The organism is Photobacterium sp. DNB22_13_2, from assembly GCF_052873915.1.
In genome coordinates, this window is the sequence record NZ_JBNNXU010000004.1 from 151,283 (window position 1) to 167,179 (window position 15,897).

Genomic DNA, 15,897 nt, shown 5'->3' on the forward strand with positions numbered 1-15,897 from the left:
CGCCTTGAGCACTATTTTTCCATTGATGTTTAGGTACCTGCATGAAGTTACTACTGGTTGAAGATCACCAAGAAATTGCTGGCGTCATTTTTGATTTTTTTGAAATCAAAGGCTTTACGCTCGATTATGCCAACAATGGACAACATGGATTTGAACTAGGAAGTACTGAACATTATGATCTGATCATTCTTGATGTCATGCTGCCCAAAATGGACGGTTTCGAAGTATGCCAAAAGCTAAGAGAGCGTGGCATTGATACCCCAATTCTAATGCTGACAGCTAGGGATACCAGGGAAGATACTCTGGAAGGTTTCTCTCACGGTGCCGATGACTATTTGGTCAAACCTTTCGATCTGGAAATTTTGGAAGCAAGAATCAAAGCCCTCACTCGTCGGCGTATGGGCGAAACAGCCTTGAACCAACTAAAATTTGGCGAAATGACGCTTGATCTCAGTACCCATACCGTTGAACGAGGAAGCTGCAGCTTCGCCCTTAATCCAACACTATTCACTATCCTCAAGTTATTGATGATTAAAGCACCTAAAGTTGTTAGCAAACAGGAACTAATCTCTGCTCTCTGGGGTGACAATGAACCCGAAGGTAATGTGCTTAGGAGCCACATTTATCAATTACGTCATCAAATTGATAAGCCTTTTAAACGCGCGTATATCAAAAATGTCCCTAAAGTGGGTTATCAATTGGTTGATGAGGATTAACCGTGAAACAACATCTGACCAAGGTGAAAAGCGCCAAGCAGCTTACTGTTACCTATTTTTCAATCATCGCCTTCGCGATTATTACTCTGCACTTTTCACTGCTTGATGCGACACTGGAAGATTTTGAGTACATTAATGCTAATAACAGGCTCCTGCATGCTAAAGCCGTCGCCCAAGAAGTCATGCAGGAGCAAAGTGATATTACCCATTTCGCAATTCCACCGTTCACTCAGGCATATCTGGATCCAACGTTACTCCCTCCTCAGATCGCTATCTCCGCTAGCTCACCAAGAGAGAAGACGTTTGAGGTAAAAGCTAGCAACTCTGATGACACTGAATACTTCGCCCTGATAACTACGCTTACCGTTAACGAAAAAAACAAAGAGCTCTACTTACTTTTTTTTGATGATATTTATGAAATCAGTGAAGAGCAAATTTTCTCAAACCAGCTTAAACAACTCGGGATCTCCCTCTTTCTTCTTGTGATCAGCTTCATTGTCGTTCTCAAAGTATCCGATCGCTTGACAAACCCATTAACAAAATTAGCCAACGATATTGATTCTCGCACTGCCGATGATCTAACGCCGATTACTCCCCCATCAGGAATCACATCCCGTGAAGTCCTTCAACTGGTTGGCAGCTTTAATCTTTATGTGAGTCAAATTCAGGCCTTACTCGATCGCGAACGCTCATTCAATCGCTATGCCAGCCATGAGCTACGAACACCACTGATGGTGATGAAAGGAGCAATATCTCTGCTTGGGCAATCAAATGATCCGATGTTTATTGCCAAGCAACAAAAACGTTTGCAGCAAGCCAGTACGGAAATGAATGACTTTGTCACAACCTTATTGTCGCTGACTCGGGAGGAAGATCTGGATAAGGTGTCTCTAAGACAAGTAGCTCCAAAAGAGCTTCAGGACATAGCCGAAGCCCACTCTACGTTACTAACTGGAAAGTCTGTCAGTTGGCATGTAGAAGCATCAGAACCAATAAAAATTAAGATGCCTGAAAATGCGTTCAAGATCTTATTAGGCAACTTAATCAAAAACGCATTTGCTTATACAGAACAAGGCCATGTCATCATTCGTATGACACCAACCATGCTGTCTGTTGAAGATACTGGTATGGGGCTAGAAAGTAGCTCCAGTGCTAAAAAAGGTTATGGATTGGGGCTACTCATTACCGCTGATATCTGTCGTAAATATCAATGGCACCTCAGCCATCAAACCAATGAGTATCAAGGCTGCACAGCAACTATTTCGCTGCCGCCACACGGAAAACCCAACGTTCAGACAGGCTGAAGTTAACCATCATTCCTAACAAAATTCCCGGGATCATTGCTAAATATGGCCACCATATTGCTATATCAATCGATATAAGTGCCGAGGTGGTCTGCTCAAGACTGCTGTTGAGCAACATCCAGTAGCAAACCCAGTTTGGCAAAAAACCTATACTTGAAGCGCTCAAAAACTGTAGCCACTGTTTAAAAGGGTGCTTTTGCTGTGCTCCCTCAAAAGTGAACAGCCTATTTAACCACCAGTTAGAGCTTGCCGCGATCCAAAATGCACACCCTCTAGCCACTTCAACAACAACAAAGTGAGACAGCATGTAAGTAGCTGCAACATCGACTAAAAAACCACATCCACCAACAAAAGCAAATCTTAAAAAACGTATATTTTTCAATGAATTCATTTCTTTTGACTCCAAAACCACTCGCTCCCCCCTCACGATAGCAATGGTAAGGTCAAAAAAAAGTCCAATTTCAATTTGCAGCAGCAGGAAAACACTTTTTTTTCACTCATTGTAGGTATAATAGCGCCAGTTTAATTCTCATCGGTAACTAACGGAAAACTATGAGCAAAGTGTTTACCTTTCTAAAAGGGATGGCTATGGGGGCGGCTGATGTCGTACCGGGAGTCTCTGGCGGAACAATCGCATTTATTACAGGCATTTACGACACACTTCTTGAAAGCATCCGACGCGTTAATCCAAGCTTGATTGGTATTTGGCGTAAAGAAGGATTCAAGTCTGCCTTTAATCATATTAACGGTACTTTCCTGATCCTATTGCTCTCGGGGATCCTAACCAGCATCTTTACTCTTGCTAGAGTCATTACCTGGATGCTTCATACACACCCTATCCCATTGTGGTCATTTTTCTTTGGCTTAATCATCATCTCAGTGATCCATATGTTCAAACAGATCACTCACTGGGGAGCTTCGCGAATCATTGCGGTTATAGCCGGCGCGCTTTTCGCCTACGGCATTACCGTTCTTCACCCGCTAACGCTTGAGCCAACCTACATCAACATTCTATTGGCGGGCTCAATTGCCATCTGTGCAATGATTTTACCGGGGATCTCCGGTAGCTTTATTCTGTTGCTACTTGGCATGTACACACCGATCCTTGGTGCCGCAAAGTCTCTGGATATTGTCACTTTAGGTTTGTTTGCTTGTGGCTGTGTTATTGGTCTTCTTACCTTTTCTCACATTTTGTCGTGGGTATTACGAAACTACCGTGATACTGCGCTGACTTTCCTCACAGGATTAATGCTTGGCACATTAAGTAAAATTTGGCCTTGGAAAGAAACATTGACTTGGAGAACTAACTCAAGCGGTGAGCAAGTCCCACTGATTGAGCAAAATTTGTCCCCTTTCAGTTTTGAACATGTAACAGGTCAGCCTGCTCTACTTGGTTATGCCGTTCTTGCCATGATACTGGGCATCGGCATCGTATGGGGCCTTGAGAAAGTCGCTGACAAATAGCCGCTCTTTGTTTCCTTAAAAAGGATACCATTATGTAAAGCATCTTTAGTCTCTTGACTTAAGGTGCTTTTTTATTTGCGCTGATTTACATAGCTAGACACACACTTTCATTCAGCTTGTTAGTATGACTTCCAACAGCTAAGGCACAGCCTTACAAGTAAAAGATTAACTTCGGTAAGCTGCTATGTCTGCTTATCAAACAAGCTATAGTGAGTGTCAATTATGAAAAAAACATATTTCCTTTACCTAGCCCTCGTTCTATCATCGGCATCTACACTTGCAAACAGCGTGTTGGACTTTCATCTTGCCACTGCTGGCGAAAAATCATCTGCTGCCACCTATCAATTAACGCAGGCTGAGGTAGGTGAACTCACACCACTAGAAATGCAATTAACTACCTCTGGTGACAAGACAGCGACTGCAGCACATACCGTCCATAGTTTACCGGACATCAGCTCACAATCAGTGTTTGATTACCACTACACCTCTGCGAATTAAAAACGTAAAAAAGCCGCCTATTAAATTGGCGGCTTTTGGATTGACGACTATCAACTTACAATGAGTTTTATCGTTTCTTCATTTGAACACAAGACTGCACTTAGTAGTGTTGGAACATCTTCTGAACGTCTTGGTAGTCCTGAGTTTGTGTTAACGAAAGCATTAGAAGAATACGTGCTTTCTGAGGGTTCAGAGAACCTGCAGCCACGAATCCATACTTATCATCATCCACTTCCGCATCCAAGGTTGTTGAACCCGAAGGCGTTCGTGAACTCCGCACAACCATAGTGCCATCTTTACTTGCCTTTGCTAGCTCATCAAAGATGGTATGGAACATGTTACCATTACCCACCCCAGCGCTAACGATGCCATCATAATTCGCTTCCATCATGGCTTTTACTGGTAATGCTGTTGCATTGGCATAGTTATAAACAATACCTACCTTCGGTAAGCTCTCTACCTTAGACACATCAAAAACGGTTTCTGTTGTATGCATGCGCTCTGGACTACGCTGATACTTCACATCTCCATTATGGATGTAACCTAGAGCACCCGTATTCGGTGACTGGAAAGTGTTAACGGCTGTTGTATTGGTCTTGGTCACGTCGCGTGCATCAAATACCGTATCATTCATAGATACCAACACACCACGGCCAGTCGATTCAGGATCCGTCGCTGTAACTACGGCATTGTACAAGTTAACTGGACCATCTGCGCTCATTGCCGTCGAAGGTCGCATTGCACCAACAAGCACAACAGGCTTGTCACTTTTTACAGTAAGATCTAGGAAATATGCTGTTTCTTCCATGGTATCAGTACCATGGGTAATTACGATCCCATCAACATCATCTTTTGCTAATAGCTCATTCACTCGCTTAGACAGTGTTAGCCACACTTCATCATTCATATCTTGCGAGCCAATGCTAACAACCTGCTCACCAGAAATATCGGCTAGCTTTGTCATCTCTGGCACAGCTTCGATCAATGCTTCAACACCAACTTTGCCTGAAGTGTAGTTTGACTCAGTGCTAGATTGACCCGCACCGGCAATAGTGCCACCCGTAGCTAAAATTTGGATGTTTGGTAAATCACCAGCAAAGCTCACTGAGCTTAAACACATACCCGCTAAGAACATCCCTACAGAAACAGCATTCTTCTTCATTGTTAACACCTTATGGGTTTTTATTTCAGTATTGAATCAATGAGTAAGATACTATTCTAAATTGATAATACTTTTGCGGTATACATCACCTTTTATAATATTAAAAAAGTGATCCCAATTACACATTTTGCGTATGAGCTCAAGAAGTTAACTGATTTTCTATACCTTACAAACAGTTGCTAACACCCAATCACAAGATTAACAACCTACAACCGATGTAGCCTTTCACAAGTATTACCCTCCTCACAAAATTCAACACATGTCTAATTTTATTAACCAAGTCAGTGATAAGATTCACAAATCCGTGCAACTTAGATAGATGATACAGACCGTGGTACGCAGCAAACGTTACAAGTATGTTTTCCTTGCCCTTCTGGTTTTTGGAGGAAGTTACAGCTTTTTCCACTACGCCTACCCTGCTATCAAAAATGCGGGGGTTCTCCTATTTATTGGTGAAGATGGCTCTTTCCCATCTCATCATTGCCCTTTGAGCAATGAAGCTTGTGAAATAGCAGGAAAAAGAATTGCGTTAGATAGAGCAACCATCAGACCAATGGAAGCAGCTAAAATTCAAGTAGAGTGGCCATCATTACCTTCAGAAACCGATACCATCGAGTTAACTTTAGAAGGAGAGGAAATGATGATGGGGGTATACCGGCAGACTTTACAACGACAAACAGGTAGCGACCGTTTCTCGGGAGAATTATTATTGCCGTTCTGCGTGTCTGACGAAATGACTTGGCAAGGTAAAATCACGGCAACTGCCAACAGCTCACAACAACCAATATATGTTTCAATAAGGATGATAAAGTGAAATATCAATGGATTATACTTGCATTAGCCTTGACTGCTGGGCTTATCACCAGCGTGATTGTTGATCGCCAATCTCCTGTTGCTCAAACCAGTGAACCTATCAACCTTCTAAAAAGCGGCGAAGAAAACATTGATTTGTATAACCCTAACGACCAACGTATCCGGGTTATCTACTTCGGTTACACCCACTGCCCTGACGTATGCCCAACATCCCTTGCTGTATTGTCTGCGGCACTCAAACAGATCGATGACCAACAGTTAAATAAGTTATGGCCTATTTTTATCACCTTAGATCCAGAGCGAGACACGCCAGAAAAGAGTGCGCAATATGCTCAGTATTTTCATAAAAAAATTATGGGAATGACAGGAAATGCAGATCAGACTAAAGCGTTAGCTGAAAAGTATGGTGTTTTATACATGCGGACAGAACTAGAAGGGTCGGCATTAGAATATGCGGTAGATCACAGCTCTTATTTTTATTTGCTTCGCGCCGATGGCACCCTGGTTGAAAAAGTCCAACATACACTAAACCCGAATATATTAGTCGATGCTTTCAACCGCATTCTGACAGAAGAAAAGGTTGGTGTGTAAATACTGTATTCCGCGTAAATAAACCCGCTCAGGCGGGTTTTCTCATCTTTGAGAGAAAAAAATATCACTCTTTCTTCACTTTAAGCAGCAATTTGCGCAACTTCTGCCATAATGAATTTGCCGACTGGAACTTTTAACAAACAGTCTGTAGTGGCAAACAAAGGAGAATAAAGAAAAATGAACCGTTCATTATCTATCCTTACCGGTATTATTCTGAGTGCAACACTTATCGGTTGTTCTAGCTCAGATGAAGTTGATCAAATGCAGCAACTAACCAATAAAGTTGATATGCTTTCTGATCAGGTAGGCGCATTACAAAGCCAGCAAGATCAAATGGCTGGTGCAGTTAACGATGCTCGTGCAGCATCTGACGCAGCATACCAGGAAGCAATGCGAGCTAACCAGCGTATTGACAATATTGCTAGTTCTTATAGCAAGTAAAACTAAAGAGTGGCGCTTCTCGCGCCACTCTTTATTACCTTCAAGCCCCAACTACTTCCAAGAAGCTATACCCTTTCCCTCTGACCGTCTTTATATGTTGTTTTGGTAACCCTGATTGAACTATTTTGCGACGAATGTTGCTTATATGCATGTCAAGGTTTCGATCAAAAGGACTCAGTTCTTTCTTTAAAACGGATTTTTGCAATTCTGCTTTCGAAACCACTAACCCATTATGTTTAACAAGATACTCCAACAGTTCACTCTCGGTTCCTGTAAATGGTATTCGTCTTAACTGCTCAGTAATACCAATATCACCAGTACAATTAGTTCCACGTTGCTTTTCTAGGCCAACTCGTCGCATTGTTGATTTTATTCTTGCCAACAACTCTGGGACTTTAAATGGCTTCGCCATATAATGATCAGCCCCAGCTTGAAGACCGTCAAGTAATGAAGACTCATCGCCCAACGCCGTTAGCATGATTATTGGCGTTGCAAAACGCTGGCATATTCTTCGGGCTGTCTGCATACCGTCTATATTAGGTAACATGACATCTAAAAGTACAAGATCTACTGGCTGCTCCTGCAAGTAAGCAAGTCCGGTTTTTCCACAATGCTCACAACGAACTTCATAACCCTCTTCCTCAAGCACTTCCTGGAGCAACTCACAAAGAACAATATCATCATCTACAACAAGGATCTTAGCCACAGCAAAACACACTAATTGAAATCATTATCATTTGAACAGCATTATCATGCCTCTCCTCCCTCCAATCAAGAGCATAATTAGGCTAGCACTCACTAAGTGCAGCCAAACCAGCCAGGGGCTTTATTTTCTCTAGCAAAAAGTGAAATTGAGCCACATCAAAAACCTCTATTTTTCATGACGTTTTTATAGATTTTTCATGAATCGAGGTATTGACTTTGCCGTAGCCAGCATGGGGATTAGCTCCCAACCATTTCCCACAGAGTTACTCACAACTTTTGTGGATAACAAAGTTATCCACAGCCTCCCAACACTTACCTAATCGAGTGCTGATATTGCAATTTAGCAATGCTAAATGCTCCCAAAAACCAACCTTTTTTATATAAAAAAGAGACACTGACCCAAAAAAAACCAACAAAGCCACATTATCAACATCAAACTTAAGTCAAAATCATATAATGCTAATATATAAGCCAAATATAGTTATCCAAGCTCAAAAGAAATCGTTTTCATATCCTACCTAAAACTCATCACACCCAACAAATGCGATACTACAAGTAAAAATCAATTTTTTGGTTATTTTTGACATTTACCAAATTGAAAAACAACCATAAAAACGTTTTCTATTTTGAAACCCACAGATAAATAAAAAACACAACACACTGTATTTAAATGGAATATTACACAATAAAGATAAAAACAACAAAACCAAGCAAAAAGCTAATTGACATAATATTTTCAGTCACTAAAATACGCGCCGTTTATCTGGAAATCATAACTATTATTTAAATGACGCTTGAGGTGTTTCAATGGCTGGTGACAACAACTACAGTCTAGGACCTGTGCCGCAGTCGGCACGTAAAGGGGTACTTTCACTTACGATGGTGATGCTAGGACTGACTTTCTTTTCAGCCAGTATGTGGACAGGGGGCACATTAGGAACCGGCCTCTCCTATGATGATTTTTTCCTTGCTGTTCTCATTGGTAACCTTATCCTCGGTATTTACACTTCATTCCTCGGCTACATCGGCGCATCATCTGGCCTCTCCACTCACCTCCTTGCTCGATTCTCCTTTGGCTCTAAAGGCTCTTGGCTGCCTTCTCTACTTCTTGGCGGTACACAGGTCGGTTGGTTTGGCGTAGGTGTAGCGATGTTTGCTATCCCAGTTCATAAAGCAACAGGCATCGATACTAATATTCTCATTCTGATCTCTGGCCTGCTAATGACGGCGACCGTTTACTTTGGTATCGCGGCTTTGATGGTGCTTTCTGCCATCGCCGTGCCTGCGATTGCCCTTCTTGGTGGCTACTCTGTATTTGAAGCTGTCGGTAGCACTGGTGGTATTGACGGACTAAAAGCCATTTCACCTGAAAACCCTATCGAATTTTCGACGGCTCTTGCACTGGTTGTTGGCTCCTTCGTTTCGGCAGGTACACTGACTGCCGATTTTGTCCGCTTTGGCAAGAAGCCCATGGGCGCAGTAATGGTCACCATGACGGCCTTCTTTATCGGTAATTCACTGATGTTTATCTTCGGTGCGGCTGGCGCTGCTGCAACAGGCCAGTCAGACATTTCAGAAGTGATGATTGCGCAAGGGTTACTGATTCCTGCCGTAATAGTGCTTGGGCTGAACATTTGGACCACCAACGATAATGCGCTATACGCGTCGGGGCTAGGTTTCTCAAACATAACGGGATTACCTAGTAAATACCTTTCAATGGCTAACGGTCTGATCGGCACCCTTTGTGCACTTTGGCTCTACAATAACTTTGTTGGTTGGTTAACCTTCTTGTCGGCGGCTATTCCTCCGATTGGCGGCATTATCATTGCAGATTTCTTGAAAAACCGTCATCGTTATAAAGATTTTGCAAATACCGAATTCAAAACAGTTAACTGGGCTGCGATTATCGGTGTGGCTGTTGGTGTTACAGCAGGCCATCTTCTGCCTGGCGTAGTGCCAATCAATGCGGTGCTAGGTGGCGCTATCAGTTACCTTATTCTCAACCCGGTGCTAAATCGCGAAACTAAAGCTTATACAAGCAACGCGTAAGGACGACATAAGATGCAAACCTCAAATATGCTAATAAAAAACGTTACAATCAAAGGCAAGGATGGCCTGCATCAGATTCTGATTAACGACGGTGAGTTCCACTCAATCAAGCCAATGGATGAGCAGATTGACTTTACTGGCCGTATCCTTGACGGCGAAGGCGGTATGGCCGTAGCACCGTTCTGTGAGCCTCATATCCATCTAGATACAACCCAAACTGCGGGTGAACCTAGCTGGAACATATCAGGGACCTTGTTCGAAGGTATTGAGCGTTGGGCTGAACGCAAGTCCATGCTTTCTATTGAAGATGTAAAAACACGTGCTAAGCAGACCCTGAAATGGCAAATCGCCAATGGTGTACAGCACGTACGTACTCACGTTGATGTATCAGACCCAACACTTATCGCCTTGAAAGCTATGCTAGAAGTGCGTGAAGAAATGAAAGAGTGGGTTGACATTCAGATTGTGGCATTCCCGCAAGAAGGTATTTTGTCCTACCCTAACGGCAAAGAACTGCTGGAAGAAGCAGTCAAGCTGGGTGCTGACGTTATCGGTGCAATCCCCCACTTTGAATTTACTCGCGAATATGGCATAGAGTCACTGCATTATGTGTTCGAGTTGGCACGTAAGTTCGATTGCCTCATTGATGTCCACTGTGATGAAATCGATGATGAGCAATCACGCTTTGTGGAAACCCTTGCCGCGTTGGCCCATAAATTCGAAATGGGTGAGAAGGTAACGGCTAGCCACACTACGGCTATGCATTCTTACAACGGTGCTTATGCATCACGACTGTTCCGCCTGTTAAAAATGTCAGGTATCAACTTTGTCGCAAACCCACTGGTCAATATTCACTTACAAGGCCGTTTTGATGACTACCCTAAACGTCGTGGTGTGACTCGAGTGAAGGAAATGCTGGCATCAGAGATCAACGTCTGCTTCGGTCATGATGATGTTTTTGACCCATGGTATCCTCTCGGCACTGCCAACATGATGCAAGTCCTGCATATGGGGCTGCATGTTTGCCAAGTCATGGGTTATGACCAAATCAATCAATCTCTGGATTTGATTAGTACCAACTCTGCTAAAACACTGAACATCCAGCACAGCTACGGCATCGAATTAGGTAACCCAGGTAACCTGCTAATCCTTCCTGCTGAGAATGGCTTTGATGCAGTACGCCGTCAGGTACCTGTACGTTATTCTATCCGTGCAGGTAACGTGATTGCTGAAACACAGCCAGCTGTTACCCATATCGAATTAGCTGAAGGTAAAGAGTCTGTCTCATTCCGTCGCTAAGTCTCTAAATCGCTAATAAATGTCAGCCACCCTACTGGGTGGCTGATTTGTTTTAGGACACATGACTTGTTATCACCTACTGATAACGTCGTCTAAAATACAAAAGCCCTAACAAGCTGGCTAATCCCAAAATATGTACAGTTCCCCCACCACTCGACGATTCCAGTACACAGTTATTGGGGCTGATTCCGGAAACATTGGGATCGCAGTCTTTGTTGACCTCATCCTCTTTGCCTGAGCCGTCGGAATCGGCGTCACCAATAAAGTCGGGCGTTGATATCGGCGCATCAGGTATGGTACCGACAGTCTGCTCTATCCAATCATAATATGTGCCGACCCGCGCATAGAAACCCGGCCTAAGGTATGCCCCGCATAGTGGACTGCCCAGCGGACCTCCACTCACCACACCAATTTGCACCCAACGGTCATCGGGACCTTTTGCCAGTAACGGGCCTCCGCTATCTCCTTTACACGCGTCGGGTCCGTAACCTTGGGAATTGCCATCCTGGTCAAATACAAGATCAGGCGGCAAAGCACATACCTTTGTCTGGTTGGCAGGACTGTCTAAAATATAATGAGTATCGTTGCCTAGCTCTAATCGGTTAAAGCACTCTGTCGTTGGTAAAAACGAAAGCTTGGAGGCCATCAACGTATCAGCAATGTCGGTTCCGTCTTTATTAGTCGAACCCCAGCCTGATACCAGTACATTTTCAGGTCTTAACGTATCATCCCATTGCTCATCAAGTAGATTCTGAATATCGTTGGCCATATCGCTAGTTGCAAGCGTTACCGGTGAAATTGCATCACTTGGAAAACGCCCTTTTATACGGAGCAATGCGATATCGTTATCCAGTGCGAGGCTAAGCACTTCTATAGAGGTTGAACCATCGCTTTCGATCGTGACTTTAATCTCAGGATCTGGCGAATATTTCGGGTAGACAACGACATGAGTTACCGGATAGAGATGGGCTAGCTCGGTGACTTCCGTGGTAAGACTGCCAACCATCACGGCCAACTGATTAGGAGGCACAACACCGTATTTTCCGCCAGCCTGTAGCTGCACGACACAGTGTGCAGCCGTTAATACCCAATTTTCGTTAACAACGCTGCCACCGCAAAAATGAGAAGTATCCTGGGTCGTATTTCTCACCGAAGCCATCCATGAATAATCCTCACTTGGCTTAACTGGTTTACCTCCGACAACATAACTTGATATATCCGATGCAAAACACTCCCCTGCGACAAACAAAGGAAGCAGAGCCAGTCCTTTAAACCACTGCTTTTTCATTATAATCAACTCTGTAATGTAATTTTCTGCTTCTGATAACGCTAACAAAACTAATTACACAACGTTGATATCAAAATATCTTTTGCGATGCATATAAAGAAACTAATCCGTAATAATGCAACAGCAGCACAAGAGTTTTAGCTATGTAGAAATATTAGAAGCGAGGCCTGCTCGCTTTTAATAGCACCACTAATAACACAGAAACGTATTCAGCCTACAATCCGATACTCGAGCAGCTTACGCGTTCAATATCAAAATTCGCATAAGTATCGCCTAACAAGTCGGCTGCTAGTTTCGGGTAGAAGCCATTATCATATGCACGTTTGACCTCATCAATACCAATGGTATATAGCTTAATCCCCAACTTGTTGACTTCATCAGGTACACAAACCGTATCACTTCCTGCACCAAAACAAACGTCACCTGTGGTGTCAATCATGCCGCAACCAGTATCTTCAATCTCAATACCTAGCGATCCCAGCTTATTATCCAAATCGTCCTCAGCCCCTGCAGGAAACTCATCAGGCAATGTAATCGGGTATTCGTTCTCAATACGATCAATACTGGTGTAACCTTGCGCTCCACCAACATCAGCGCCGGTAACCGCAAAGACTTCCGCATTTCCCGACACGGTATTGACCACATCGTCATCATCACACCCAATAAGTGCTAAAGCCGAAAGTAAAAAAAGTGCCTTCTTCATATATATTCCTATAATTTTTCTATAACTACTTGTTTAGGCACTTTGATCTTAGTCTCAATTCAACAATACTCCCCACAATTCTGTTGCAATATTTTTACTTAAGCCTTAAATCAGGCTGTTTTTTAAACGTATGTTAATGAGGGTATTGTGATCTTGATCTTGATTCCTTTCCTTCTCAAAATTAAATGGCATAATAAACAGAATAGTTACCTGTATGGTAGCTAACACCATTACACTTCCTTGGAATTTTCCTATGAGCATTGAATCGATCGTTAAAGAGCGCTCTGGCGCTAAATGTGAACTGTGTAGTTCAGAAGACAACCTGAGCGTTTATGAAGTACCTGCGTCTCCTGATCAAACAGCAGGTAGCTGTGTGATGGTATGTGGTACTTGCCGTACAGAAATCGAAGATGCTGAAGCTCTGGACCAGAACCACTGGCGTTGTCTAAACGACAGCATGTGGAGCCAAGAACCAGCGGTTCAGGTAATGGCTTACCGCTTGCTAAAACGTCTTTCTTCAGAAACTTGGGCACAAGATTTGCTCGATATGTTGTATATGGAAGAAGACATGATCGAATGGGCAGAGAAAGGCATTGCACTTGCTGAGCTTGATGCGATTAAGACTGTTGATGTAAACGGCACTGCTCTACAGGCAGGTGACAATGTAACTATCATTAAAGATCTGCCAGTAAAAGGCTCTAACCTTGTGATCAAGCAAGGTACCGCTGTACGTGGTATCCGCCTGACTGACAACCCTCTGCATGTTTCCGGTAAAGCAGCGGGCACCAATATGGTTATTATTGCTGCATACTGTAAAAAGATGTAATTAAACTGGCAGCCACACACACCGTGGCTGCCAATTCATTTCTCTTCTGTATTTTTCTTCATCCATCACCTCATTTTATTCCTAACATGTTTGCCCTACTTTAAAAAACATGTTTAGATTAGTCACATCTTCAGGCATTTAAGCTCGAAAACCTTTTTTCAGGTCAATATTCAATATTGACTAGATAAGTAATATTTTGTCCGTTAGTCGGGGAGCGCCGAGCGCTGAGACCACGTAGTGGGACCCGTTGAACCTGATCCATTTAATAATGGCGTAGGGAACTAGCTGTACTGCCCTATCTCGCACCCCGCAAAGGTTCGATGGCATTGGCTACCTTACGTCTTTGATAGAGGTAACTATGCCAATTTCTTCAAACACTCCTATTACCCTTACTATTGCTGGCTCTGACAGTGGCGGTGGTGCAGGCATTCAAGCCGATATCAAGGCGATCTCAGCAACCGGTGGTTATGCCTGTTCTGTTATCACAGCCCTTACAGCACAAAATACCCAGGGTGTTACTGGGATTCTAGGCATTGACCCAGCATTTGTAGAACAACAGCTCGATGCCGTATTTACAGACCTAGATGTAAAGGCCGTTAAGATTGGCATGTTAAGTGATGCAAACATCATTCGCATGGTCGCCAAGAAACTGCGCCAATACCAGCCAACATTCTTGGTTATTGATCCCGTCATGGTGGCGACTAGTGGTGACCTTTTGCTTGAGCAAGATGCCATCTCAACGCTCAAATTAGAGCTACTTCCCCTTGCTGATGTGATTACACCAAACCTCCCTGAAGCTGCAGCCTTAATCGGCTCTACGCTTCCAGAAACCGAACAGCAAATGTCTGAAATGATCACTGCTTTACGTGAAATTGGCTCACGTTCCATTCTGCTTAAAGGTGGCCACCTAGAAAAAGATGACTTCAGTACGGATTTACTCATCCTTGAAAATGACGTTATTCGCATGAGCACACCACGAATTGCAACCCGCAATACCCACGGTACTGGGTGTACACTTTCGGCGGCTACGGCCTCCTTCCTTGCCCAAGAATACCCGCTAGAAGACGCGGTTCGACATGCCAAAAGCTATATCACTAAGGCTATCGCTCATGCAGATGAGCTGCAAATCGGCTCAGGACATGGTCCGGTAAACCATTTTTTTTCCGGCCACTTTAAGCCTGAGTAATAATGGAAGCTGTAAACAAAATGAATAACACTCTTAGTGCTGACAAAGCCGTGGGGATGACTATCACTATTGAGCAGCTAACGCTTCGATATAATGATGCAGAGCATCCATTGTTCAAACAGCTAGATGTGACGCTACCAGCAAGAAAATGGACATGCCTGCTTGGTAAAAGTGGCTGCGGTAAAACCACCCTGCTTCGTCACCTTGCCGGTTTACTCGAAGATAATGTGGTCTGGAATGGCAGTATCACGACCAGCAATGCATTACCACTTGGTGGCAATCTGGCCTATATGGCACAGCAAGATCTTCTCTTGCCATGGCTCAATGTTATCGATAATGTTTGCCTGAGTGCACGCTTTGGTTCATCAAAAAACATCGACAAGCAAAAGGCATTATCACTGCTAGATGCGGTAGGACTAGCAGATCAGGCAGATTCCATGCCCAGTCAACTGTCTGGTGGTATGCGTCAACGTGTGGCACTTGCCCGTACCTTGATGCAAGACAAACCAATAGTCCTAATGGATGAGCCTTTCTCTGCACTAGATGCGGTAACGCGGCATAAATTACAGTCATTGTCTGCAACCCTGCTTGCAGATAAAACAGTCTTGTTGATCACCCATGATCCCCAAGAAGCACTGCGGCTTGGCCATCATATTTACATGATGGCTGGCTCTCCAGCATCAATTAAACCATTACCCGTTCCATTAAATACGCCACCTCGCCAATTTGATGGTGAGCTTGCAGCCCTCCAGCAAGGTATTATCAACGAACTGGAGAATGACTATGTCTGATCAATCCATGTCGGCCAAATTGAGCAATCCCTTACTTGAACATCAGACAGCGAATCCACAA

The 15,897-nt window shown here is 43.6% G+C and carries 17 protein-coding genes and 1 riboswitch; of the genes, 12 read left to right on the forward strand and 5 right to left on the reverse strand.

The genetic code is table 11. The features are described from left to right. The first annotated feature begins 41 nt into the window (after nt 1–41). A complete protein-coding gene (locus ACVA58_RS08200) occupies nt 42–716 on the forward strand; it encodes a response regulator transcription factor (protein WP_446509946.1) in 675 nt (224 codons plus the stop codon). Nucleotides 717–718: 2 nt separating this feature from the next. Beyond that, on the forward strand, nt 719–2,020 hold the full coding sequence (locus ACVA58_RS08205) for a sensor histidine kinase (protein WP_446509947.1): 1,302 nt from the start codon (nt 719–721) through the stop codon (nt 2,018–2,020). Here the strand turns inward: ACVA58_RS08205 and ACVA58_RS08210 are convergent. After that, complete coding sequence (locus ACVA58_RS08210; protein WP_446509948.1) at nt 1,974–2,411, reverse strand: GtrA family protein; 438 nt, start codon at nt 2,409–2,411, stop codon at nt 1,974–1,976. The genes ACVA58_RS08205 and ACVA58_RS08210 overlap by 47 nt on opposite strands. 161 nt (nt 2,412–2,572) lie before the next feature. On the opposite strand from ACVA58_RS08210, the gene ACVA58_RS08215 reads away from it, so the two are divergent. Both ACVA58_RS08215 and ACVA58_RS08220 read left to right on the forward strand, forming a co-directional pair. Next, nucleotides 2,573–3,484 carry a DUF368 domain-containing protein gene (locus ACVA58_RS08215; RefSeq protein WP_446509949.1) on the forward strand — a complete coding sequence of 304 codons (912 nt, stop codon included), beginning with the start codon at nt 2,573–2,575 and terminating at the stop codon, nt 3,482–3,484. 222 nt (nt 3,485–3,706) lie between these two features. Continuing rightward, nucleotides 3,707–3,982: a hypothetical protein gene (locus ACVA58_RS08220; RefSeq protein ID WP_446509950.1), complete on the forward strand. Its 276-nt coding sequence runs from the start codon at nt 3,707–3,709 to the stop codon at nt 3,980–3,982. A 100-nt stretch (nt 3,983–4,082) separates the two neighbouring features. Here ACVA58_RS08220 and ansB read toward each other — a convergent pair whose 3' ends face one another. Then, on the reverse strand, nt 4,083–5,144 hold the full coding sequence (gene ansB, locus ACVA58_RS08225; RefSeq protein ID WP_446509951.1) for an L-asparaginase 2: 1,062 nt from the start codon (nt 5,142–5,144) through the stop codon (nt 4,083–4,085). Nucleotides 5,145–5,475: 331 nt separating this feature from the next. Between ansB and ACVA58_RS08230 the strand changes: the two genes are divergently transcribed. The 3 genes from ACVA58_RS08230 to ACVA58_RS08240 all read left to right on the forward strand — a co-directional run bounded on the left by ACVA58_RS08230 (nt 5,476) and on the right by ACVA58_RS08240 (nt 6,989). Then, on the forward strand, nt 5,476–5,958 hold the full coding sequence (locus ACVA58_RS08230; RefSeq protein WP_446509952.1) for a hypothetical protein: 483 nt from the start codon (nt 5,476–5,478) through the stop codon (nt 5,956–5,958). Beyond that, nucleotides 5,955–6,548: an SCO family protein gene (locus ACVA58_RS08235; RefSeq protein WP_446509953.1), complete on the forward strand. Its 594-nt coding sequence runs from the start codon at nt 5,955–5,957 to the stop codon at nt 6,546–6,548. Before ACVA58_RS08230 ends, ACVA58_RS08235 begins: the two co-directional genes overlap by 4 nt. Before the next feature lie 177 nt (nt 6,549–6,725). Continuing rightward, nucleotides 6,726–6,989, forward strand: coding sequence for an Lpp/OprI family alanine-zipper lipoprotein (locus tag ACVA58_RS08240; protein ID WP_036821101.1), 264 nt, complete (start codon nt 6,726–6,728; stop codon nt 6,987–6,989). Between the two features lie 40 nt (nt 6,990–7,029). On the opposite strand, the gene ACVA58_RS08245 is transcribed toward ACVA58_RS08240, so the two are convergent. Further along, entirely contained in the window at nt 7,030–7,695 is a 666-nt protein-coding gene (locus ACVA58_RS08245; protein ID WP_446509954.1) for a response regulator transcription factor, read from the reverse strand. Nucleotides 7,696–8,501: 806 nt separating this feature from the next. Here ACVA58_RS08245 and codB point away from each other — a divergent pair. Continuing rightward, nucleotides 8,502–9,743 carry a cytosine permease gene (gene codB / locus ACVA58_RS08250; protein WP_446509955.1) on the forward strand — a complete coding sequence of 414 codons (1,242 nt, stop codon included), beginning with the start codon at nt 8,502–8,504 and terminating at the stop codon, nt 9,741–9,743. 12 nt (nt 9,744–9,755) lie between these two features. Next, nucleotides 9,756–11,042: a cytosine deaminase gene (locus ACVA58_RS08255; protein ID WP_446509956.1), complete on the forward strand. Its 1,287-nt coding sequence runs from the start codon at nt 9,756–9,758 to the stop codon at nt 11,040–11,042. 76 nt (nt 11,043–11,118) lie between these two features. Here ACVA58_RS08255 and ACVA58_RS08260 read toward each other — a convergent pair whose 3' ends face one another. Beyond that, nucleotides 11,119–12,330 (reverse strand): S1 family peptidase, encoded by a 1,212-nt coding sequence (locus ACVA58_RS08260; RefSeq protein WP_446509957.1) that lies wholly within the window; start codon nt 12,328–12,330, stop codon nt 11,119–11,121. A gap of 214 nt (nt 12,331–12,544) precedes the next feature. Next, a complete protein-coding gene (locus ACVA58_RS08265) occupies nt 12,545–13,033 on the reverse strand; it encodes a hypothetical protein (protein ID WP_446509958.1) in 489 nt (162 codons plus the stop codon). 253 nt (nt 13,034–13,286) lie between these two features. On the opposite strand from ACVA58_RS08265, the gene ACVA58_RS08270 reads away from it, so the two are divergent. The 3 genes from ACVA58_RS08270 (at nt 13,287) to ACVA58_RS08280 (ending at nt 15,836) form a co-directional block, all read left to right on the forward strand. Then, complete coding sequence (locus tag ACVA58_RS08270) at nt 13,287–13,859, forward strand: PhnA domain-containing protein (protein ID WP_446509959.1); 573 nt, start codon at nt 13,287–13,289, stop codon at nt 13,857–13,859. 198 nt (nt 13,860–14,057) lie between these two features. Next, nucleotides 14,058–14,156: riboswitch (TPP riboswitch) on the forward strand. Between the two features lie 61 nt (nt 14,157–14,217). Next, nucleotides 14,218–15,045, forward strand: a complete 828-nt coding sequence (gene thiD, locus ACVA58_RS08275) for a bifunctional hydroxymethylpyrimidine kinase/phosphomethylpyrimidine kinase (RefSeq protein WP_446509960.1) — start codon at nt 14,218–14,220, stop codon at nt 15,043–15,045. 20 nt (nt 15,046–15,065) lie between these two features. Further along, the gene (locus tag ACVA58_RS08280) at nt 15,066–15,836 is read left to right on the forward strand and encodes an ABC transporter ATP-binding protein (RefSeq protein ID WP_446509961.1); all 771 of its coding nucleotides are present in this window, start codon (nt 15,066–15,068) and stop codon (nt 15,834–15,836) included. Nucleotides 15,837–15,897 lie beyond the last annotated feature (61 nt).

Excerpts from the sequence above, each read along its gene's own strand:
- ACVA58_RS08200 (WP_446509946.1), top strand. The coding sequence starts at position 42 with ATGAAGTTACTACTGGTTGAAGATCACCAAGAAATTGCTGGCGTCATT.
- ACVA58_RS08210 (WP_446509948.1), bottom strand. The coding sequence starts at position 2,411 with ATGAATTCATTGAAAAATATACGTTTTTTAAGATTTGCTTTTGTTGGT.
- ACVA58_RS08215 (WP_446509949.1), top strand. The coding sequence starts at position 2,573 with ATGAGCAAAGTGTTTACCTTTCTAAAAGGGATGGCTATGGGGGCGGCT.
- ACVA58_RS08220 (WP_446509950.1), top strand. The coding sequence starts at position 3,707 with ATGAAAAAAACATATTTCCTTTACCTAGCCCTCGTTCTATCATCGGCA.
- ansB (WP_446509951.1), bottom strand. The coding sequence starts at position 5,144 with ATGAAGAAGAATGCTGTTTCTGTAGGGATGTTCTTAGCGGGTATGTGT.
- ACVA58_RS08240 (WP_036821101.1), top strand. The coding sequence starts at position 6,726 with ATGAACCGTTCATTATCTATCCTTACCGGTATTATTCTGAGTGCAACA.
- codB (WP_446509955.1), top strand. The coding sequence starts at position 8,502 with ATGGCTGGTGACAACAACTACAGTCTAGGACCTGTGCCGCAGTCGGCA.
- ACVA58_RS08255 (WP_446509956.1), top strand. The coding sequence starts at position 9,756 with ATGCAAACCTCAAATATGCTAATAAAAAACGTTACAATCAAAGGCAAG.
- ACVA58_RS08260 (WP_446509957.1), bottom strand. The coding sequence starts at position 12,330 with ATGAAAAAGCAGTGGTTTAAAGGACTGGCTCTGCTTCCTTTGTTTGTC.
- ACVA58_RS08265 (WP_446509958.1), bottom strand. The coding sequence starts at position 13,033 with ATGAAGAAGGCACTTTTTTTACTTTCGGCTTTAGCACTTATTGGGTGT.
- ACVA58_RS08270 (WP_446509959.1), top strand. The coding sequence starts at position 13,287 with ATGAGCATTGAATCGATCGTTAAAGAGCGCTCTGGCGCTAAATGTGAA.
- thiD (WP_446509960.1), top strand. The coding sequence starts at position 14,218 with ATGCCAATTTCTTCAAACACTCCTATTACCCTTACTATTGCTGGCTCT.
- ACVA58_RS08280 (WP_446509961.1), top strand. The coding sequence starts at position 15,066 with ATGAATAACACTCTTAGTGCTGACAAAGCCGTGGGGATGACTATCACT.